At 49.4% G+C, this 18,677-nt stretch carries 23 protein-coding genes; 11 read left to right on the top strand and 12 right to left on the bottom strand.

Annotated features, from left to right (window positions below; translation table 11 throughout):
* Positions 1–11 precede the first annotated feature (11 nt).
* From BUF15_RS15550 to BUF15_RS15540, 3 genes are read right to left on the bottom strand one after another with little or no spacing between them, the layout of a single operon-like run.
* Positions 12–221, bottom strand: coding sequence for a SlyX family protein (locus BUF15_RS15550; RefSeq protein WP_073614623.1), 210 nt, complete (start codon positions 219–221; stop codon positions 12–14).
* Positions 211–1,128: a MinD/ParA family ATP-binding protein gene (locus tag BUF15_RS15545; RefSeq protein ID WP_073614622.1), complete on the bottom strand. Its 918-nt coding sequence runs from the start codon at positions 1,126–1,128 to the stop codon at positions 211–213. Before BUF15_RS15545 ends, BUF15_RS15550 begins: the two co-directional genes overlap by 11 nt.
* Before the next feature lie 16 nt (positions 1,129–1,144).
* Positions 1,145–1,465: a hypothetical protein gene (locus BUF15_RS15540; RefSeq protein WP_073614620.1), complete on the bottom strand. Its 321-nt coding sequence runs from the start codon at positions 1,463–1,465 to the stop codon at positions 1,145–1,147.
* 414 nt (positions 1,466–1,879) lie between these two features.
* Here BUF15_RS15540 and BUF15_RS15535 point away from each other — a divergent pair, with 414 nt between their 5' ends.
* Positions 1,880–2,080, top strand: a complete 201-nt coding sequence (locus BUF15_RS15535; protein ID WP_073614619.1) for a hypothetical protein — start codon at positions 1,880–1,882, stop codon at positions 2,078–2,080.
* A 94-nt stretch (positions 2,081–2,174) separates the two neighbouring features.
* Here BUF15_RS15535 and BUF15_RS15530 read toward each other — a convergent pair whose 3' ends face one another.
* Positions 2,175–2,741, bottom strand: a complete 567-nt coding sequence (locus BUF15_RS15530; RefSeq protein ID WP_073614617.1) for a hypothetical protein — start codon at positions 2,739–2,741, stop codon at positions 2,175–2,177.
* Between the two features lie 185 nt (positions 2,742–2,926).
* Between BUF15_RS15530 and BUF15_RS15525 the strand changes: the two genes are divergently transcribed.
* Both BUF15_RS15525 and BUF15_RS15520 read left to right on the top strand, forming a co-directional pair.
* Positions 2,927–3,718: an epoxyqueuosine reductase gene (locus tag BUF15_RS15525; RefSeq protein WP_200802398.1), complete on the top strand. Its 792-nt coding sequence runs from the start codon at positions 2,927–2,929 to the stop codon at positions 3,716–3,718.
* 29 nt (positions 3,719–3,747) lie between these two features.
* Positions 3,748–4,107: a tRNA-binding protein gene (locus BUF15_RS15520; RefSeq protein ID WP_073614614.1), complete on the top strand. Its 360-nt coding sequence runs from the start codon at positions 3,748–3,750 to the stop codon at positions 4,105–4,107.
* A 14-nt stretch (positions 4,108–4,121) separates the two neighbouring features.
* Here the strand turns inward: BUF15_RS15520 and BUF15_RS15515 are convergent, their stop codons facing one another.
* Entirely contained in the window at positions 4,122–4,883 is a 762-nt protein-coding gene (locus BUF15_RS15515) for an SIR2 family NAD-dependent protein deacylase (protein WP_084554048.1), read from the bottom strand.
* A gap of 143 nt (positions 4,884–5,026) precedes the next feature.
* Between BUF15_RS15515 and BUF15_RS15510 the strand changes: the two genes are divergently transcribed.
* Entirely contained in the window at positions 5,027–5,509 is a 483-nt protein-coding gene (locus BUF15_RS15510; RefSeq protein WP_073614707.1) for a putative molybdenum carrier protein, read from the top strand.
* 209 nt (positions 5,510–5,718) lie between these two features.
* Here BUF15_RS15510 and BUF15_RS28370 read toward each other — a convergent pair whose 3' ends face one another.
* Entirely contained in the window at positions 5,719–5,871 is a 153-nt protein-coding gene (locus BUF15_RS28370) for a PEP-CTERM sorting domain-containing protein (protein ID WP_407642623.1), read from the bottom strand.
* Positions 5,872–7,502: 1,631 nt separating this feature from the next.
* Between BUF15_RS28370 and BUF15_RS15495 the strand changes: the two genes are divergently transcribed.
* Together BUF15_RS15495 and BUF15_RS15490 are read left to right on the top strand one after the other, a co-directional pair.
* The gene (locus tag BUF15_RS15495) at positions 7,503–8,447 is read left to right on the top strand and encodes a hypothetical protein (RefSeq protein ID WP_073614611.1); all 945 of its coding nucleotides are present in this window, start codon (positions 7,503–7,505) and stop codon (positions 8,445–8,447) included.
* A gap of 130 nt (positions 8,448–8,577) precedes the next feature.
* Positions 8,578–8,880 (top strand): Dabb family protein, encoded by a 303-nt coding sequence (locus BUF15_RS15490; RefSeq protein ID WP_073614609.1) that lies wholly within the window; start codon positions 8,578–8,580, stop codon positions 8,878–8,880.
* Positions 8,881–8,998: 118 nt separating this feature from the next.
* On the opposite strand, the gene leuD is transcribed toward BUF15_RS15490, so the two are convergent.
* Entirely contained in the window at positions 8,999–9,643 is a 645-nt protein-coding gene (gene leuD / locus BUF15_RS15485; RefSeq protein ID WP_073614607.1) for a 3-isopropylmalate dehydratase small subunit, read from the bottom strand.
* A 59-nt stretch (positions 9,644–9,702) separates the two neighbouring features.
* Entirely contained in the window at positions 9,703–11,106 is a 1,404-nt protein-coding gene (gene leuC, locus BUF15_RS15480) for a 3-isopropylmalate dehydratase large subunit (RefSeq protein WP_073614605.1), read from the bottom strand.
* Positions 11,107–11,203: 97 nt separating this feature from the next.
* Here leuC and BUF15_RS15475 point away from each other — a divergent pair, with 97 nt between their 5' ends.
* Positions 11,204–12,067, top strand: a complete 864-nt coding sequence (locus BUF15_RS15475) for a LysR family transcriptional regulator (protein ID WP_073614604.1) — start codon at positions 11,204–11,206, stop codon at positions 12,065–12,067.
* 39 nt (positions 12,068–12,106) lie between these two features.
* Positions 12,107–12,703: a hypothetical protein gene (locus BUF15_RS15470; protein WP_073614603.1), complete on the top strand. Its 597-nt coding sequence runs from the start codon at positions 12,107–12,109 to the stop codon at positions 12,701–12,703.
* Positions 12,704–12,709: 6 nt separating this feature from the next.
* On the opposite strand, the gene BUF15_RS15465 is transcribed toward BUF15_RS15470, so the two are convergent.
* The 3 genes from BUF15_RS15465 to BUF15_RS15455 all read right to left on the bottom strand — a co-directional run bounded on the left by BUF15_RS15465 (position 12,710) and on the right by BUF15_RS15455 (position 15,688).
* Positions 12,710–13,711, bottom strand: a complete 1,002-nt coding sequence (locus tag BUF15_RS15465) for a fatty acid desaturase (RefSeq protein WP_073614602.1) — start codon at positions 13,709–13,711, stop codon at positions 12,710–12,712.
* Positions 13,712–13,907: 196 nt separating this feature from the next.
* A complete protein-coding gene (locus BUF15_RS15460; protein WP_073614601.1) occupies positions 13,908–14,333 on the bottom strand; it encodes a hypothetical protein in 426 nt (141 codons plus the stop codon).
* The gene (locus BUF15_RS15455; protein WP_084554072.1) at positions 14,333–15,688 is read right to left on the bottom strand and encodes a rhodanese-like domain-containing protein; all 1,356 of its coding nucleotides are present in this window, start codon (positions 15,686–15,688) and stop codon (positions 14,333–14,335) included. Before BUF15_RS15455 ends, BUF15_RS15460 begins: the two co-directional genes overlap by 1 nt.
* A gap of 428 nt (positions 15,689–16,116) precedes the next feature.
* Between BUF15_RS15455 and BUF15_RS15450 the strand changes: the two genes are divergently transcribed.
* From BUF15_RS15450 to BUF15_RS15440, 3 genes are all read left to right on the top strand, one after another.
* Complete coding sequence (locus BUF15_RS15450; protein ID WP_073614599.1) at positions 16,117–16,836, top strand: hypothetical protein; 720 nt, start codon at positions 16,117–16,119, stop codon at positions 16,834–16,836.
* 325 nt (positions 16,837–17,161) lie between these two features.
* Positions 17,162–17,539, top strand: a complete 378-nt coding sequence (locus BUF15_RS15445) for a PilZ domain-containing protein (RefSeq protein WP_073614598.1) — start codon at positions 17,162–17,164, stop codon at positions 17,537–17,539.
* A gap of 72 nt (positions 17,540–17,611) precedes the next feature.
* Positions 17,612–18,223, top strand: a complete 612-nt coding sequence (locus tag BUF15_RS15440) for a nitroreductase family protein (protein ID WP_073614597.1) — start codon at positions 17,612–17,614, stop codon at positions 18,221–18,223.
* A gap of 69 nt (positions 18,224–18,292) precedes the next feature.
* Here the strand turns inward: BUF15_RS15440 and BUF15_RS15435 are convergent, their stop codons facing one another.
* The gene (locus tag BUF15_RS15435; RefSeq protein WP_143170735.1) at positions 18,293–18,517 is read right to left on the bottom strand and encodes a hypothetical protein; all 225 of its coding nucleotides are present in this window, start codon (positions 18,515–18,517) and stop codon (positions 18,293–18,295) included.
* Positions 18,518–18,677: the final 160 nt, after the last annotated feature.

Raw genomic sequence — 18,677 nt, 5'->3', positions numbered from 1 at the left:
GTGCTAAGCCATCAGTAGTGCGGGGGCTTTTCGCTCACGATGTCACCGGTATCGAGGCTTGCTGCCATGACATCTTCGCGCAGCTTTTTCAGCTCCTCCTGCATGGTGTCGATCTGGGCCTGCTGCCGGATGATAACCTGGTTCAGTGTTTCAACCGTATGGTCCTGATATTCGAATTTCTCTTCCAGGGTGCGGATACGGGCTTCAAGTTCACTGGACATGGGGGCCTCCTGCGGACCGTTTACGAAGATAGAGATCAATCACTTTGCCGAGTTTGACACTGCATTCTGTAAGGGCCAGAGCGGCCGGGGAGTTGGGTGCATATTCCGCCACCGGCAAAAAAGCTCTGAGTGATGCGTCTACCTCTCCATCATAGGGGATTTCACCCAGATCCGGAAGGTATATTCCAAGATATTTTTGGGCCAGTGTACGGAGCTTCAAGAGATTCAGTCTGGTGCCAGCTCGAACTTTATTGACGATGAGAAGTGGATTGAAGGTGTGTAAAGCCTGCTGGGCGAGGTCGCGGGCCCCTGGACGGATGTACTCTGCTGCCGCAAAAACCTCACTGAGCGAGTCAAAGGTGGATTCCCTCAGCGCTGTACCGACGTCGCTCTGGGAGAGAAAGCCGCTGAGCGCCTTTCTGATGGTTGCCAGTTGCAGAAAGGTGTAGAAATCCATGATGGCAGTGGGCTCAGGGCTAGTCACGCAGAGCTGGATATCGGAGTGCATGAAAAAATCGAGGGCGTGATAGCTGGTTCCGGCTCCCACATCAATCAGAAGTACGTCAGTGTCGATGGTTTCGAGACTGCGAAACAGGCGCTGTTTTTCCTGAAAGCTCAGATTGGCGGTGTGGAGGGTGTTGCCGGTTCCAGGGATGAGCTGCACCCCACAGTAGGGGATTGTCGTGATGACATCAATTATTTCCTCTGTTTGGCGGGTAAGGAAATCGGTCAGTGTCCGCTCGGGCTTTAACAGTCCGTAAAGAATATGGATGTCGGGCCCGCCGAGATCGAGGTCGACAATACAGACCCGGCGGCCCTGTTTGGTCAGCAGCAGGGCGAGGTTGGCGATCACCATCGATTTGCCAGTTCCACCTTTGCCGGAGCCCACGGAAATGGTAATAGTCATAGCTGCTTCGAAAGAGTTATGAACGTTCGTCGCTGTGCTGCCGACGTTTTCTGCGAATCCGGTAAATTTGGCGGGCCCGCTTGATTATAGTCTCAAAGGGGACCGGCTGGCTCAGGGGACCACTCCAGAGAACCCAACCCTCCTTGGCTGTCAACATCAATATCTCGTTTTCACAGGAGAAGGTTGCGCCGACAAAGTCATCAAAATCAGTTGACGGCAACGGTGGGGGCGGAGGGACTTGAACTTTTTCGCGTTTTTGTACACAGCACCAGCACACCTCTTCGTCATTACTTTCAAATAGGTTGAGCGCTCCCCCGCATTCCTTACAGAATTGCATGTACCTCTCCGTGGTTTGGTGGTGTAAATAGCGAAAAACTCCTTAAATCATAGCGCCTGGGTATAGTTTCAGGTTTTTGCGAGGAAGGAAACATTTTTTCGACAATGCCTGAAAAAAGCACAAAAGAAATTGATTCGAGAATCTCGTGGTCGACCTGCGCAAAAGATGAAACTCACGTTGTTTATCGGCACATTCGTTGGGAAACATCAGGAAATGTTACCATATTCTTCAAATGAGAAAATGCGTGTGGATGAGACCTGTCGAAATGGGATAGCCTAATTTTCCTTTTCCGATTATAGGGAAAATGAATTGATTGCAGGGGTATGGATATTGCTATATCAATCTAAATTTATTGAGAAAAAATTTTTAAGGAAGAAAATTTTTTAGGTTCCGTGAGGACGGTTGGAGAAAAAAATGCTGGTCAGGCTGATACAAATTGTCTGTTTCGCCGTATTGGTTGGAATACTGGTCTATGTCGGCGGCACCATCTGGCCGCTTGCTCTTGATAAAGCTACCGGTATTATAGGTGCCATCAGTTGTGCGTTGGGCTGTGGGCTTGTGTTTGCTGTCTATCTGGACAGCAGGGCATCAAAAAGCGATAAAGGGGGGCGGTAATAGATTGCTTTTGGTATGGAAGGACTTGGCCAAAAGGTTGAAAGAATAACACTCTCCGGGACGCCGTATCGGTAGCGTCCCGGAAGGACAGCGGTTACTTGTTCATTCCCTTGACGAAAATTCCAACGGCTTCCTGGTAGACAATGACAATCGTGTCACCCACCTTGACTTTATCCAGATTGGTGGGGTCCTCAGCTTTGACGATCCTATACGAACCGTCCGGCATCTTCAGGGTGGCTGTTTCGTTTACCTTGTCGATCGCCTCGATGGTGGCACTAACACTGGTTTCGGTGACATCCACCGCGGCAGGTTTTTCACCCGGCTCCGCCCTGCCGATGAAACCGGTGATTTCGTTTTTGGTCTCACCCGGTTCGGCCATCCTGACACTCAGTGTCTCGGCATAGGTGACATCAACCCTGTCTCCCGGGTGTACTTGCGGCAGGTTGACGACTTCTTCTCCAGCATGGATGGTAAACGTCTGGCCTTCCGGGTCTTTCAGGGTGACCATTCGGGTCTTCATGTCAACGGCTTCAACTGTTGCATACGAGGACATGATGGCGCTCTTCTCGACATTCAGTTTGCTTTGTGGCTCTGGTGTTGAGCAGGCGGTCAGGGATGCGGTAACGAATAGGGCGAGTAGAAGTTTACGGTAGTTCGACATTATTGCTCCTTTCGATGGCTGAGTATGAATTTACGGATTGATATGACGCCTGCATAATGTTAGGGAACGGTGTTGCTGTCAAGGAGTTTCAGGGGGGCTGCAGAAATAATGTGTTATATTTGTTGGCTTTCTATAGTAGAAATGAGTGTTAACGATTCAGCTCCCACATGGGGAAAACGAGAAGGATGATGAAAGAGACCATTATTCGTGAAATAAGGCAGTTTGTTGCAAATTACCAGCTTGATACAACGATATCCACACGCTGGGGGGAGCCGCTGGTGGGCTTTGCTGCTGCATCTGACCCTCTTTTTTCTGAATTGAAAAAGGTGGTTATCGACAGTCATGCGGTGCCACAGGATATGCTGTTGGAAGCGGAAACAGTTATTGCCTTTTTCCTGCCCTTTCCCAAATCTCTCTCGGTAAGCAACATCAAAGAGCGACTGAGCTCACCGGAGTGGGCTGTGGGTTATGTCGAAACGAATGTGCTAATAGGCAGGCTCAGCCAACATCTGATCGACTTTCTGGGAGAAGCGGGAGCTGCGACGGTGGGTATTCCTGCTACCCATAATTGGATAGAGGATAAGCTGATATCCAATTGGTCACACCGGCATGTGGCCTTTATTGCTGGGCTTGGCAGGTTTGGACAGAATAATATGCTGATCACCGATAAAGGGTGCAGCGGCAGGATCGGCAGCCTGATCACCACCATGAAAATAGCGCCGGACAGCAGACCGGAAACGGAGGCCTGCCTTTTTAAATATGATGGCAGCTGTAAAAAATGTGTTCGCAAGTGTGTGAACGAGGCCCTCAAAGAGGACGACTTCGATCGCTTCAAGTGCTACGCGCAACTCCTGGAAAATGTCGAGGAACATAAAAACATCGGCTATGCGGATGTTTGCGGAAAATGTCTTGCCGCGGTACCCTGTACCCACACCAACCCGGTGAAACTGAAGGGTTCTGCAAATAAAACAAGGTAATACCCATTTGATGCGAAGAGGCGACAGTCATGGCCAGTGAACTTAAACCTATAGTTTCGTTTGAAGAGTCGTTTGCAAAACTTGATATCCGGGTCGGCAGGGTGGTCGAAGTTGAATTGGAGACGAAAACTCCAAAGCAGACCTATCGGATGGTGATCGATTTCGGTAAATACGGCCGGAAGACCAGCTACGGTCGTTTCACCTGCCATCCGGTCGAAGAGGTGCAGGATCGGCTGGTGCTTGGGGTGCTGAATTTCCCACCGCGTCAGATGGGAACCGTCACCTCGGAAGTGCTGGTTATCGGCGTTCAGTATCCGAAAGCCGAAAGCGGGGAGGCGACGTTTGTATCGCCTGCGGTAAATGCCAAAATCGGCAGCAAATTGTTTTAACTCGTACCGCGATCTCAGCGCGCAGACACTCTTTCGGCAAAATCGGGCAGGGTGGTTTCCAAATCACCAGCAAAAAAGTAGTCTGCCAGCCCGGAAGGGAGGGCCTGTTCCTTGTTAAACTCGAAGATCGTGCCACCGTTCTGTTTAACAATGGCGGGCAGGCTGGCTGCCGGATAGACCTTGGCGGAGGTTCCGATCACCATCAGCAGGTCGCATTGCTGCATGAAGAAGTTGATTTCCTGGAGGTTGCGGACATTTTCGCCGAACAGTACGACGTTCGGTTTCAGCGGTGTGCTGCAGTCGACGCATGTTGGGATAGTTTTCATCCGATAGTGATCTTCTGCCACGGGTTCCAGATAACCGCACCGGATGCAGTGGAGATGCTGGTGGTCTCCATGGATCTCAAACACAAACTTGCTGCCTGCATGTTGGTGCAGGTTGTCGATGTTCTGGGTGACGATACCTTTGACATGGCCTTGTTCCTCGAAATCTGCCAGCACCGCATGCGCTTTGCTGGGCTTTTTCCCCTCAAGCTTTTTGCCGAGTTCGCGGTAGAGGTGCCAGGCCTTTTCAGGATTGTCGAGAAAGACATCCAGTGTAGCGTACTCATCCGGTGCAAATCGGGTCCAGAGTCCACCGGGGCTGCGAAAATCGGGAATGCCACTGGCAACCGAAATGCCCGCACCGGTCAGGGCTGCGGCACAGCGGGCCGAGCTAAAAGCGGTAATGGCCTCGGCCAGATGTTGGTCATTTTTTTTTGCGATTCTTTTGGTCATAGGGCAGTCTCAGGATCGTCAGGATAGGTTGCTCTTGTAAAGAGAGGCAGGTCTTAGTGGCATAACTTCCTACAGTTTCTTATACAACAGAAATCGGCAAGGAACAAATATCTATAATGCCCCTGGGAGATGGCACGCAATATATGTTCATAGTTTCAAAAATTGTATCAGGCGGGCAGACCGGTGCAGATCGGGCGGCGCTGGATGGGGCGCGGGATATGGGCTGCCCTTACGGAGGTTGGCTGCCGAAGGGGCGCAAAACCGAGGATGGATCACTGCATTCCTGCTATCTTTTGCGGGAGATGCTGAGCGCAAGCTATCAAGAACGGACTGAACAGAACGTCATCGATTCAGACGGTACCCTGATTTGCTCCCATGGCAAGCTGACCGGAGGCTCACTCTTAACCCAGCGATATGCCAAAAAGCATCATCGCCCGTGCTTGCACGTCGACTTCGATACCCTGTCCTCGGAAGAAGCTCTCACTGCAGTGGCAGAATGGATCATTCAGAACACTATTGGTGTCTTGAATGTTGCCGGCCCCCGGGCCAGCGGAGATCCTGCTATCTATAATGCTGTGAAAACGTTGATTACGGAGCTGCTGCGTTTGTCTGCCGCTCATGTATGAGAAGAGTTCGCCTCCACGTATTTTGCTCTGAAAGGGGCGTGCCGGCGCTGGTCTATCGAGGACAACATCGTCTCGCCGGAGGCTTTTGACTTATAGAAAGAGCTGTCGGACCGAAATAATGAAAGTCCGGAATGGGCTATCGGATGATGATTGTGGATAGGCAGAAGAAACTCAGATTTATCTTGCCTGTGGCCTTTTAATGTACCTTCTTACGAAGGTTTAATTTTCTTTTTTCGACCTATTGCAACAATTCCAGCCAAGCCGCTAGCAAAGAGAAGAAGGGTGGCAGGCTCTGGGGTAGGATATGGTCCTGGTGTGTAATGGGAATTGTCTCTATTTTTGAGTCCATATACTTCAGAAATGTAGTAGCTGTTGTCACGGTAGTCTTCAAGATACCACTGCGAATGCCGCTTGCCATTCTTGTCGGTATAACCCTTATCTTCGACTCCGTAGTATTTCAGGCCGTCAAATGAGTCGGCTGAGTCGGTGATATAAATCCCAAGGTAGTTGCCTGAATCGTCGTACTCATAGTTCCATGAGCCATTCTAGCCAACAAAGACTTCGGTTGCATATGATCTCCCGAACGGTTTTGAGCTCTAAGCTTGTGTTAATGGTAGGCGTGATAAGAATTACAGCTGTTCTCAGCGGGTAGAATTTAACTTATATGATTACTTCAAGATTATTTCTGTGATGTCAAGTGGAAATGATAGCTTTTGACATTTCGAATTCGTTATTGGTTAGCTGATATATTGTATGTGACCAATTTACTGGTAAATATTGACTTTTTATGTAAAGTGCAGCACAGGGTCATTGATTTCAAAATACATTTGAGGGATTGATCTGGATTCAGTTCTGCAGAATAAGACAGGAGATAAAACTTCTCTATCTTCTCCTGATAATTTTTAAACCAACTGTGCACCAGGAGTTTTTGATCCGCTTTTACAATATCCAATTCCCAATAAATACCTCTCTGGCAGCGCCTGCTATCAGACTCTCAAGTGAATTTCAGTTTTTTCTGCTGCTGCAAGGCTTTTTGCCTTCGGATACGTATCAACAGTAAAAAAATCAACCCACTCCCTTGTTGCGCCTTCGCTTTGCAATTTGGATGATTTTGGCCTTGCGACCTCCCCTTTTCCCAAGCTCGCTTACAGTGGCATGCAACGACAGAATTGATGTCGATGATTTATTCTATTTTCCGATCAGTTTCATGCCCTTGAAAAGATGCTGGCCATTGAGCAGTAATCCTTTGACGGTGGGAATGGAAGTGAGAAAGGATAGTTAGGGAAATTCCGTTTCGTTCCCATAGAAGATCTGGATGAATTTAAACATTCAGAATTCACAGATTATGATATTTTCTAATAAAAAATATTAATGTCTGATGAGTAATTCAGTAGTAGAGGAGCTGCAAATAAACCTGGAATTTTTGCCAAGTTATTGGAAATATAGATGATCCGATTTCTGCTTGAAAAAAAAATCAGTTTAAGTAGACTGGTTATGTAGAGTATGTTGATATTCAGGTGATGTTTTGTGTTTGTGATCTCGGTTGATGAATATAATTTATTCAAGAGTATATCTCTCAGATATTACAGTCATAGCTGTCCTTTTTTGCAGCCTCATTGTTGATACTTCAGCTTGCTCTTCCCGGATTGTTTTCAGGTGTTGTGACGACGTTTTTCGTGGTCGTCGTATACCGCCTAATATAACGATTATGTAGCGGTTTTCTTGATGGTAAATGTTCAATTGTGACTACATTTGATATCTGTCTACAGAGTCGTTTTGTGTGTAATTCTTCATCCGAAAGCAATCCTTCCGATGATTCCGCGCTTATCTGTGTTAATTCTTCGTTACGCTCAAAATTTTAGCCTCGATGAGAAGCGAAGACCGTTATTAACTATATGTTTGCGTTAAATTATCTCTCGCGTCTCGGGTTAGAAAAAATTATTTTCCACTGGAAACCTGGCTGGCGTGGTTTATGAAGAAATTGTAGAGACAAATGAAAGGTATTGCAGGAAATTTAGTTTGGAAGGTCGTGGTTGCGCTCATATCGCTATCCGTAGGGGCAAGGGCGGAAACCATTTCTCTCAACCATAGCATCAAAAATAAAAACGCTATTGTGCGGGCAACAACAAAAACCAGGGTGTCAGTCGTTAGTGTTGGGGTCGATGCAAAATATACTGAAGAATATCTTTCAAGATTGAAATCAGGAAGAAAATGGCCAGTCTCCAGAAGTAGTCACGAACAACCCATATCCTATGATTTTAAAAGCAAAATTACGCTGCATCCTTCAGATGAAATAATGGTTACCCATACAAATGATGTATTAATGGATAATCATTTTCGGGAAACGACAGAAATATCCCATCAAAGTAATATGTTTGAGACAGATATGGATTCAGCAATCAGGATGAGCTATGATTCAATACTTGCTGAAACTATTTTTGAAACACATTCTACTATAAACCTGTCATTTACAGACTTTGGTTATACAACAAAAAACTGGGAACCGACAACTGTTTTCCTTAGCGAATCTTTTACATCAAATTTTGGGCAAGTTTACTTACAATATATTCCGACATTGAAATATGACATAGAAGATAATAATCATTATTTTTCAAATATAATTGATGTGGAAACGCAGTTTGGTATTTTTGATGTTGAATTGTGGTCAAAAGAGCTCTTTAAAAAGAAAAGTGGATCGTTTTATTCACGGAAATTAAATGTTTCTTATGGCTATACGTCATTTGGTGTTGTTTCTCGAGAGATGGGACAAGAACTCTGGAGAAACGGACATACGGTTTTTTTGAAAAACAGATTAGACTTTGGAAGTGGAAGTCCAGACGTATCGGTGAAAACCAGCTATGGCTTGGCTACCAACTCTGATGAGAAAAAAATCTATATAGAGCTTGTCTGGGGTTTGAAAGATGGGCTTTTTCCATAGTAATAGAGCTGACTTGCTGATCTTGAAGCCCACTCAGCATGAGAGGCGATTCCGTTGAAAAATAACCAGAAGAATAATTTGTCTGTCGATCCTGAAATATTGCCGTATTATTAGAGAGATTGAACAAGAGATGATCAAACATATTGTATGCTGGAAATTGCTGAACAGAACACGGCCATTAGAAGAGAATGCTGATGCAATGGCTATAAAAGCGGCACTTGAAGATCTTCGGGGTAAGATTCCGGGCCTCACGCATCTTGAGCTGGGATTTGATTTCAGTGGCAAGGATTCTGCGGGTGATATCGTTCTTTACACTGAGTTTGAAACAAAAGAGGCGTTGAGTGTCTATCAGCATCATCCTGCCCATGTGGCGGTAGGAAAAATTGTCAGGCCGAGGACCTGTGATAGGAGAATGATCGATTACGAAATCTGATACGGTTGCCCTGTCAAAAGATTATTACAACGTGAAAAATGCTTGATGAATGATACTGGAGCGGGACGAGACAGTGAAGAGTTGTTCTGTCGCTGTCTCGTTGAAAATCCTTTGGTAATTATCTGGCATCGAACAGCCAGGGAGCCTGGCAACGGCGCGTTGCTTCATATGCCCGTATTTCAGCAGCATGAAGTAGGGTCATTCCGATATCGTCGAGACCGTTCAGCAGCCGGTGACGACGGTACTCCTCGATGACAAATTTGATCTCCCTGCCTGTTGGGGTGGTGATGGTTTTTTCTGTAAGATCAACCTGCAACCGGTAGCCAGGTGCGGCTTCGACCTCGGCAAACAGCTGATCGATTATTTCGGGCGGCAGCGTTATCGCCAGAAGGCCGTTATTTAAGGTGTTGCCATAGAAAATATCGGCAAAGCTGGGTGCGATTACCACCCTGATACCAAAATTCACCATCGCCCAGACCGCATGTTCGCGGGATGAGCCGCAGCCGTAATTTTCTTGTGCCAGGAGAATCTCACCATTACTGTAGCGTTCCTGATTCAGGACAAAATCGGGATTGATGCGTCGCTTGGTATGGTCCATATAGGGTTCACCTGGATCTACATAGCGCCAGTCATCAAAGAGATTTTCGCCGAAACCAGTGCGGTGGATTGATTTCAAATACTGTTTGGGGATAATGGCGTCTGTGTCGACATTTGGCCGGTTGAGAGGGATAACCAGCCCGTTTATTTGGGTGAATGGTTGCATTGCTTACCTCACAGAAGGTTTGTGATTGTTGAAAAGAACTTTTGAGAACAGCATACCGTTCAGCCGAGCTGCCGCACATCGACAAAATGCCCTGCGATAGCCGCTGCTGCTGCCATCGCAGGACTGACCAGGTGGGTTCGTCCTCCCTGCCCCTGGCGCCCCTCGAAATTGCGGTTGGAAGTCGAGGCGCAGCGCTCACCAGATTGCAGACGGTCACTGTTCATGGCCAGACACATGGAGCAACCGGGTTCCCGCCATTCAAAACCCGCGTCTTTGAAAATCTGGTCCAGTCCTTCTTCTTCGGCCTGCTGTTTGACAAGTCCCGAACCTGGTACTACCAAGGCCAGTTTGATCGTGTGGGCGATTTTTTTACCGCGTATCACATCAGCCGCTGCCCGAAGATCTTCAATACGACCGTTGGTGCAGGAGCCGATGAAGATCACGTCTGGACGAATCTCCATAATCGGGGTGCCGGGTGTGAGATCCATATATTTGAGGGCGTTTTTCATCCCCTCAGCTTTGGTGGCACCGTTTATATTCGCCGGATCGGGAACGATACCGCTTATCGGTGCGACCATTTCCGGTGATGTTCCCCAGCTGACTTGAGGTTCGATTGAAGCCGCATCAATCACGATTTCCTGATCAAAATGGGCGTCAGGATCACTCTGCAGCTGCCTCCAGGTATTTTCGGCCTGGGCCAGCATTTCTCCTTGAGGGCCAAAAGGCCGGTTTTTCACATAGTCAATGGTGGTATCGTCCACCGCGATAAGACCGGATCGTGCACCCGCCTCGATGGCCATATTGCAGATGGTCATTCGGCCTTCCATGCTCAAGTTCGAGATTGCCTCCCCCGCGAACTCAATAACCGAGCCGGTGCTGCCAGCTGTTCCGATCTTGCCGATAATTGCAAGAATCAGGTCTTTGGCCGTGACGCCTGTTGGCATCCTGCCGTTTACCGTCACTCGCATCGATTGTGATTTTTTCAAGACCAGACATTGAGTGGCCAGCACATGTTCGACCTCGGAAGTGCCGATGCCAAAGGCCAGTGCTCCGAAGGCTCCGTGGGTCGAGGTGTGAGAATCTCCGCAGACCACGGTCATTCCTGGGAGGGTCGCCCCCTGTTCCGGACCGATTACATGAACCACTCCCTGGCGAAGGTCATGGATTTTGAACTGCGTGAGGCCAAACGATTCGCAGTTGTCGTCCAGGGTCTGCAGTTGCAGCCGGGCCGCGGGATCTGTCGCCGGTTGGCTGCGATCAGTGGTTGGGACATTGTGATCCGGCACCGCCAGCACCGTATCCTTGCGCCACGGTTGCCGGCCAGCCAGCCGCAATCCCTCAAAAGCCTGGGGCGAGGTTACTTCATGTACCAGATGCCGGTCGATATAGATCAGGCTGGTCCCATTGTCGTTTTGACGCACAACGTGTGCATCCCATAATTTGTCATACAGTGTTTTTGTCATGGTTACTTCCTCCTTGTGGGAGATAGAAATAGCCATCTCTTACAAATAAAACAAATTCATTGTTTTCATATTTGCGATTCCAAAATAGAATAGAGAAATGGATACCAATACTTTGCAAGCCTTTCTGGCCGTGGCGGACAGAGGCTCTTTTTCGCTTGCGGCCGAACAGCTATTTCTCACCCAACCCGCAGTGAGCAAACGGATCGCAACCCTGGAAGAGGAACTGGCCGTAAAACTCTTCGAACGTCTGGGCCGCCGTGTACTGTTGACCGAGGCGGGCCGGACCCTGTTGCCGAAGGCTAAGCACATCATGAGAGAGATGGAGGAGAGCCGCCGGCTCATCGCCAACCTGTCAGAGGACGTTCGTGGTACGCTGCAGCTTGCCACAAGTCACCATATCGGTCTGCATCGTTTGCCGGACATCCTGCGTGACTATAGCCGGCAATTTCCACAGGTGGAATTTGATCTCCATTTTCTCGATTCAGAAGCTGGCTGCGCGGCGGTGGCGGCTGGAGAGCTGGAAATGGCTGTCGTGACCTTGCCCCAGGTAGCCCCGGAAAAGCTGGAGATCCACCATGTTTGGGATGATCCGCTCATGCTGATGGTGAGCCGGGAACACCGGCTGGCAGACAAAGGATCGGCGGCAGAACTGCTTGCGCTTTATCCGGGAATCCTGCCGGAAAAGGGCACGGTCACTCGTCGTTTGATCGAGAACGGGTTGGCAGCCTTCGGAGTGACGCCGAGGGTTGGGGTCGAGACCAACTATCTCGAGACCATCCGGATGCTGGTATCGGCGGGATTGGGCTGGAGCGTGTTGCCGCTATCGATGAAGGGCGAGGATCTGGCCTGCATCATTCTCGAAGATGTCAGCTTTCACCGGCAGCTGGGTATAGTTATTCATCGCAGCCGCACACTCTCCAGGGCGGCCCGGATGTTTTACGATATATTGCTTGCACCCTGATTGGGGACAATTTTTTCCAACTCTCATTCATGAGGTCTCATGAACACTCGAATCGAAGAACTGATAGCACGAATCAAGGAGTTGGAAAAAGAGCTCTCTCTTGAATTGGAGAAGGACTTGGAGGTGATCCGGCGCCATTTTGACTATTCTATTGAGCAGGGCAAGATCCGCTTTCGGCAGGGAGCTATAGCGGCTCAAAAGCGTTTAAGAACAGGTTTAGTTCAGTATATTCGAGAATCGAATATACTGTTCGTCCTGACCTCACCTGTCATCTATGCCATGATCATCCCCCTGGTCATGCTTGATCTGTTCCTGACAGTCTATCAAGCGATCTGCTTTCCGATCTATCGCATCAGGAAGGTAAAGCGTGGCGACTACCTCATCATTGACAGGCATCATCTGGTGTATTTGAACCTGGTTGAAAAACTGAACTGCATCTATTGCGGCTACGGTAATGGACTGCTCTCCTACGGCCTTGAAATTGCCTCACGAACCGAAGCATTCTGGTGCCCTATCAAGCATGCCCGGAGACCGCGGGATCCTCATTCGCGGTATCATCTCTTCTCCGAATATGGTGATGCCAAAGCCTATCGGGAGCGGCAGCAGAAATTCCGAACCCCAAAAGAAAGGGTGTAGCCGCTTTCAGGAAGATGTGGTCAGACGTCTGGCTTCGCTGAAGCTCACCAATTTCCGACTGTTTTCATCCCATAAACCCAGGAAGATATTACCTAGTCCGCTGAGAAAAGGGATAGGGCGAATCTGCTGCAGCTCGGGAATTGCGTCATAGCACTCTTTCAGCCGGTAGTTGGGGATGCGGGGGGCAAGGTGGTGGATATGATGAAAGCCGATGTTGCCGGCAAACCAGCGGAGCACCGCCGGCATCATATAGAGTGAGCTTCCTTCCATGGCAGCACGGAATCGGTCCCAGTCGCTGCTGTGAGCCCAGTAGACGTTGCGGAACTGGTGCTGCACGTAGAATAGCCACACCCCGATAAGGCTCGCCGCCGACATCATTGGCAGCATGATGAGAAGATACTCCCGCCAGCCGATGATAAGGCAGAAGGTGAGAATCATCAGAACGATCATGACATCAGTCAAAATCACGCTCGTCAGATCTTTTCTGCGAAAGCCCTTGGATGGCAGTCGGTTCATAATGAAGAACAGGAATGGCGGTGAGATAAAGAACATCACCAGCGGGTGCCGGTAGAGCCGGTAGCAGAGTTTCTCCCACCTTCCAGCCTTGTTGTATTCCGCCACGGTCATCAACCAGACATCTCCCATTCCTCGTTTATCGAGATTGGCGACCGATCCGTGGTGAATGCCATGGGTGCGCTGCCAGTCTGAGTAGGAAGTGAGGGTGATGACGCCGAGGATGTGACCGAGCATGGCGCAGGCACGCCTTGACCTGAAAAACGAGGTGTGGCAGCAGTCGTGGAAAATGATGAAGAGTCGCACAAAGATGGGCGCTGTGAGAAGCGATATCAGCACAACCAGCCAGGGCGAGGCCCCGTGTTGCAACAGAAGGATCATGAAAATAATCGAGGTCGCAAATATTCCAAGTGTCACAATGCTCTGGAGTACGGAGCGCCCGGTATCCGGTACCGCATATGCATGAAGTTTTTTTAGCAGTTCCGACTGGTTCATGGTTTTTCCCTCGCCGGATGAATCGCAGTGCAGGTTTGGAGCTTATTCAATTGTAGCAGAATGCGGTTGGGCTTTTCAAGGATCCAGTACACGTGTTGCAACTGTTTGCCTGTGTGACAGCCTCGTTGAAAAGCAACATGGCCATATCGATGGGCTATGGGAAAAGCTCGATAGGCGTCGTTGCAGATCGGGATTTTTACGAGTCCATTAGGTGTGGAGGGGGAATAAGCAGAATCCGGATGTTCTCAAGCAGAAGACAGCATTCCAGGACGATCAGGAGGTGGGCAAATATGTTCAGTTGTGAGAACCAGGGGACACTGTAGCAGCATATCAGCGCCAAGAGCACCGCCCCATATCTGATGAATGGGGTTTTATCTGTAGGTCGTCGTTCTGGGCGGCAGCAAAAAAGGAAAATGGTGATGCTGGCCGCGATTCCAAGAAGGTGGTAGATGAAAAGGCTCTGCGGGAAGATCGTCGCCAGATAAGAGCGTTTCTGGTAATAGAGATGATGCATGATACCGGCCCGGTAACCTGAAGAAAACTCCAGTCCAACCAAGGCCAGTATCATTACGACCTCTACCACCGTAATGGCAATGGTCGCCATTTTCATGACGTTGCGCATCAATTTTTCTTTGGTACTCCGGTTACGATCGGATTGGCAGGGTCTGTAGACCAGCCGATCCAGCCGTCACTGAAGATGCCGATATCGTCGAGACCATACACGTCGGCATAGGTATAGATTTCGGCCACACGCCAGCCACTGCCACACATAAAGGAGAGGTGCTTGCTGGTATCGATCCCCTGCTCGCGCCAGAGAGCGAGAAACTCTTCGGCGTTGCGCATGGTTTTGTCCGGGTTGCGGAAATACTCCATGCCGTAGGAATCCTTTTTGCCGGCGTAACCGAAGATGGCACCGGGAATGCGGCCTTTCTTGTCATGATAGGAGTAACCACTTATTTCACCTATATGTTCCTGCCAGGTACGGTTATCCACAAGAATAAAGCGATCAGGTTCGGCAAGGCCGGCCTTGGTCTCGGCCATGGTATCGATCACTTCCGGATGGCCTGGCACCGGCCCGCCGAAATCCTTTACCGGAACCGGGTTATGGCGTTCGGTTTCCAGTTCATAACCGGCCATGGTCCAGGCAAGGGTTCCTCCGTTGAGTACCCGGACATCATCTACTCCGGTATAGCGCAACACGGTGGCGACCCGGTAGGCTGCCAGCGGCTCTTCACTGGTGACGATGACAGTGTCATTTTTGGTGACGCCAATTTCCAGGGCAAGTTTGCCTAGCGTGGCATCGTCGGCCAGAATCCACATCGGCGGTTCGGTTGGTGTGGGCGGCTCTACCCTGTCAGTGTTGATATGAAAAGTTGTGGGGATATGCCCTTTGGCGTAAGAGGTTTTTTCTTCGCCCCAGCTTGCTTCGATAAGTTTGATTGGTTTATCTTGCTTGAACGTTTCCGGATACTTTCCATCCAGTATCTCTTTTACGACCACAGCCGGAACAATGAGATGATAATTTTCATACTTCGTCATGGGCAGATCAGTGTCGGCGGCCCACTGTTTTACATCATAGGTAAAGAGGTGCGGATAGTTGAGGCTGTGCAAAAACTTCGCTACGTTGTCTGCATCTTTTCCGTTGGCGTCATAGAGAACGATCTGCTTGTCCGGTGTAATCCCTTTGGTTGCGAGAATCTCCTGCAGAGGTTCCTTGAGATTTTTCTCTTCTACCTTCAACCAGTTTGCGGAAAAATCCACCGCGCCATTGATATGTCCTCCCCTGGTGATACCGTCAAGCTTCCAACCGTTGAAGGCATCGTTCAACCTTGTATCAACCACAACCCAGTTCGGGTCCTTGAGTGCCGCTACCACTTTTCCCGTATCCACCTTCGTGAATTCTTCGGCCCTTGACTGCACGTTCCAGCCCATCATTGCCAGAGTCATGACGATCGCTATGATCACTGCATTTTTCATCTGCATTTTCCTCTTGAGTTTATATCTTTGAAATGAATGGATTTGTCGTTCTGTGACTGTTGCTAAACCCGGGGAGTATATTCGAGCTGACGGGTGCAGTCAAACTGGTAAAAAAGATGTATTTCCAGGCTTGTATCGGAATATTCTATGGGTCCTTGGTTCGGGCTGACTGGTGCCGGTTGGATGGGGATTTTTTTCTCCTGAAGTGCTGCATCTGGCATCGTGTCAGTATTGGTCTGTATTGGTCATATTTTTCTGAAAATCCTGAAGCGATAGCGTTCCGTTTAACATGACGATATGGTGCCGGAAGAGGTGTTGGTCATTGATGTGTTGAAGTGGTCAGCTCATATTTTTTGTAAGTGAAAGTAACTTCCCGGGCAGGATGCGCGAAGCAGCAGACTGCTGCTGAGGCGGTACGAGGATGCACAATGAGAGTCTACATAGGTTTTGATGATACTGACGTGGCCGGCGCCGATCGCGGCACCGGCAAGTTTGCTCGCTGGTTTTCGGAAAAATTGCCTGAGGGGGTGGAGCTGTATGGAGTTGTCCGGCAGCAGTTGCCGGTGCTGGAAGGTATTCCCTACACCTCTCATAACAGTTCGGCATGTTTGGTTGTTGATAATGTAGAACCTTCCCAACTCGATGACCTGATTGAGCGGGGAACAGCACACATTCGAGAGCATTTTATTGAAGGCAGTGATCCCGGCCTCTGTGTTGTCGCAGAATGCGGCGGTCCAACCGATAACCTGATGGCTTTTGGCAGGCAGGCCTCAACCCGAATGGTCAGTCAAAAGGAAGCGATGAAGGCGATAAATGGTTTTCATCTCTCAGGCCATGGCGGTACCAACAACGGCATTATCGGGGCGGCGGCAGGGGTCGGATTGACTCTCTCTGGCTGGAGTGGTCGATTTATTGAGTTCAAGGGGTTACGCAATTTCGATACCATGGTCAGGGTTGCCGACCTTGAAGTACGAGGGATCCGGGTACTCTCGGTTGATCGCAACGCATTGGTCACCGGACCGGATGATATGGTGGATACACGCAACTGGTTGCGCCCGAGACTGTGGGCTGGCAGCGCCGTGTTGCCTGTTGAGTCATGTGGCCTGGGGCAATGGCGTTCGATCAGCGGCAAAAAGTATGCCGACTGATAGATGATTTGAAATCTTGGCAGTTGCTGCAATAGCTGTTCATACTGCTGCTTTTTTGAAAAGTACTGCTGATCAGGTATTCATGGTCGTCTGCCAGAAATGTTGGCACTGAAGGTGAGATGCATAAACTGATTCTTGATCCTGTGGTATGCAATCTTTATGAGAGAGAACTATAATTGCAATTCCGGTCGCACATGCTTTAAGATAAAGTCAGCGTTATGAAAGATAAAACCGGAAAAGCACATAAAGAGGGTTGCGGAGAGGAGTGCATATCCGGTAAATAGCAGCACGCTTCAGGCGTGACACTTACCCAGGCAGGTTGCCCATGTCTCCATTTTTGCCAAGAGATCCGAGAATTACGATCGATACTGCGGTCACGATACTCCTGGCTGCTGCCGATGGCAGGGTTTTGGCCGGGCCTGTGACGGGTGTTCTGTGCAATATCTCGAAGATGGGGGCCTGTATCGAAGTGGAAAGCCCGCTGGCGTCAGGGCATCATTTTTTTTATGAGACGCTGAACAACAGCACTTGTTCTCTCGTTGTAGAAGGAGTTGTGCCCTCAAAAGAGCCATCACAATTTTCTGTAGCTGCCTTTTCCGTCTGGATGAACGGGACCGAAGAGGAACGCCCACCAGGGTTCCGGATAGGCCTAAGGTTCCACGAGCGTCAGGCACAGCTTTTTCGCCGGTTCAAGCGGCTCTGAGTATTTCCTCTCATTGTACAGTCTTAAATTTTCACCATATTCCCTTTTTTATTGATCTTCTGTGGAGTTGTCATGTCTACACCTATTTCCAACCCTACGCTGGAAACTATTTACCAGCGTCGATCAATTCGCCAGTTTCTCGACCAGCCGGTGGATGATCATTTGATCAAACAGATTCTCGATGCTGCCAACCAGGCGCCGTCCGCACACAACCAGCAGTCGTGGCAATTTATCGTAATTAAAGGCGAGAAAAAACAGCAGCTTGGCCAGCTGGTGAGCAAGCGGGCATCGGACTTTCCCAAGGCGTCAGCAGCGATTTTGCGCATGGCAGGGAGGACGCTTGCCAGTGCACCGGTGGTGATCGGGGTGAAGAATACGGGCAGCCTCATCGCTCACGGCAGCAGTTTGTTTCAGATCGATAAGGAGCGTTCGTTTGATTTTTTTCGGACCATGGAAATCCAGAGTTCGGCGGCAGCAGTGGAAAATCTGCTGTTGGCGGCCACGTCTCTTGGGCTTGGCAGTGTTTGGCTCGGCATTCTCTATCTGATCAAAGATGATGTCCTGGAGTTCTTAGGCGAGGAGCAGGGCGAATTCATGGCAGTGATTCCAATTGGCTATCCTCGCAAAGATGCGGGCGGTCCGAAAAAGGTGCCGTTGGAATATGTGCTGAAGGAAATGCAATAGTGATCGGGCAGGCGCGAATAAAAAAAGCTGCCTGGATGGCAGCTTTTTGGGCAGAGAAGAGCGGCAACGTCATGCAAAAATATTGATGACGCTGCCGGAATCCCCGGACGAGGACAGCGGGGCGACTGTCTGAGTATCCGGAGGGGGAGAGGAGAGAGCGGCTCCCGTAACCTCTGCCGCTGGAAGTGATTTCATAATCAGGTCCAAGGCAAGTTGCGGTTGTCTATTCGCGGTACTGAGGGAGGAGAGGGCCGCGACAAACTTGGCGCCGCTCAAGCTTTCCGAAACGTTCATGGGCATTGAACTCCTGTGGTCTTTCGTGCTTCATTACGAGAAAAGATAATGCAGGGTTCACGCTCAGTCAAAGTTGTTTATGCTGGAGATGCTGAAAATTTAGGGCGAAAATGGCTGGATCGAATGGTGAGCTGGTTGTTCTGTCCTGAAATAAAGCAGA

The organism is Desulfopila aestuarii DSM 18488 (assembly GCF_900143695.1).
Lineage (GTDB): Bacteria > Desulfobacterota > Desulfobulbia > Desulfobulbales > Desulfocapsaceae > Desulfopila > Desulfopila aestuarii.
Note: the sequence above shows the minus strand (reverse complement) of the source record. Positions and strands in the feature narration are given on the sequence as shown.

Bases quoted from the DNA above. Each gene is read 5' to 3' on its own strand.
- BUF15_RS15550 (WP_073614623.1), bottom strand. From the start codon at position 221: ATGTCCAGTGAACTTGAAGCCCGTATCCGCACCCTGGAAGAGAAATTC.
- BUF15_RS15545 (WP_073614622.1), bottom strand. From the start codon at position 1,128: ATGACTATTACCATTTCCGTGGGCTCCGGCAAAGGTGGAACTGGCAAA.
- BUF15_RS15540 (WP_073614620.1), bottom strand. From the start codon at position 1,465: ATGCAATTCTGTAAGGAATGCGGGGGAGCGCTCAACCTATTTGAAAGT.
- BUF15_RS15535 (WP_073614619.1), top strand. From the start codon at position 1,880: ATGCTGGTCAGGCTGATACAAATTGTCTGTTTCGCCGTATTGGTTGGA.
- BUF15_RS15530 (WP_073614617.1), bottom strand. From the start codon at position 2,741: ATGTCGAACTACCGTAAACTTCTACTCGCCCTATTCGTTACCGCATCC.
- BUF15_RS15525 (WP_200802398.1), top strand. From the start codon at position 2,927: ATGATGAAAGAGACCATTATTCGTGAAATAAGGCAGTTTGTTGCAAAT.
- BUF15_RS15520 (WP_073614614.1), top strand. From the start codon at position 3,748: ATGGCCAGTGAACTTAAACCTATAGTTTCGTTTGAAGAGTCGTTTGCA.
- BUF15_RS15515 (WP_084554048.1), bottom strand. From the start codon at position 4,883: ATGACCAAAAGAATCGCAAAAAAAAATGACCAACATCTGGCCGAGGCC.
- BUF15_RS15510 (WP_073614707.1), top strand. From the start codon at position 5,027: ATGTTCATAGTTTCAAAAATTGTATCAGGCGGGCAGACCGGTGCAGAT.
- BUF15_RS15495 (WP_073614611.1), top strand. From the start codon at position 7,503: ATGAAAGGTATTGCAGGAAATTTAGTTTGGAAGGTCGTGGTTGCGCTC.
- BUF15_RS15490 (WP_073614609.1), top strand. From the start codon at position 8,578: ATGATCAAACATATTGTATGCTGGAAATTGCTGAACAGAACACGGCCA.
- leuD (WP_073614607.1), bottom strand. From the start codon at position 9,643: ATGCAACCATTCACCCAAATAAACGGGCTGGTTATCCCTCTCAACCGG.
- leuC (WP_073614605.1), bottom strand. From the start codon at position 11,106: ATGACAAAAACACTGTATGACAAATTATGGGATGCACACGTTGTGCGT.
- BUF15_RS15475 (WP_073614604.1), top strand. From the start codon at position 11,204: ATGGATACCAATACTTTGCAAGCCTTTCTGGCCGTGGCGGACAGAGGC.
- BUF15_RS15470 (WP_073614603.1), top strand. From the start codon at position 12,107: ATGAACACTCGAATCGAAGAACTGATAGCACGAATCAAGGAGTTGGAA.
- BUF15_RS15465 (WP_073614602.1), bottom strand. From the start codon at position 13,711: ATGAACCAGTCGGAACTGCTAAAAAAACTTCATGCATATGCGGTACCG.
- BUF15_RS15460 (WP_073614601.1), bottom strand. From the start codon at position 14,333: ATGCGCAACGTCATGAAAATGGCGACCATTGCCATTACGGTGGTAGAG.
- BUF15_RS15455 (WP_084554072.1), bottom strand. From the start codon at position 15,688: ATGAAAAATGCAGTGATCATAGCGATCGTCATGACTCTGGCAATGATG.
- BUF15_RS15450 (WP_073614599.1), top strand. From the start codon at position 16,117: ATGAGAGTCTACATAGGTTTTGATGATACTGACGTGGCCGGCGCCGAT.
- BUF15_RS15445 (WP_073614598.1), top strand. From the start codon at position 17,162: ATGTCTCCATTTTTGCCAAGAGATCCGAGAATTACGATCGATACTGCG.
- BUF15_RS15440 (WP_073614597.1), top strand. From the start codon at position 17,612: ATGTCTACACCTATTTCCAACCCTACGCTGGAAACTATTTACCAGCGT.
- BUF15_RS15435 (WP_143170735.1), bottom strand. From the start codon at position 18,517: ATGAACGTTTCGGAAAGCTTGAGCGGCGCCAAGTTTGTCGCGGCCCTC.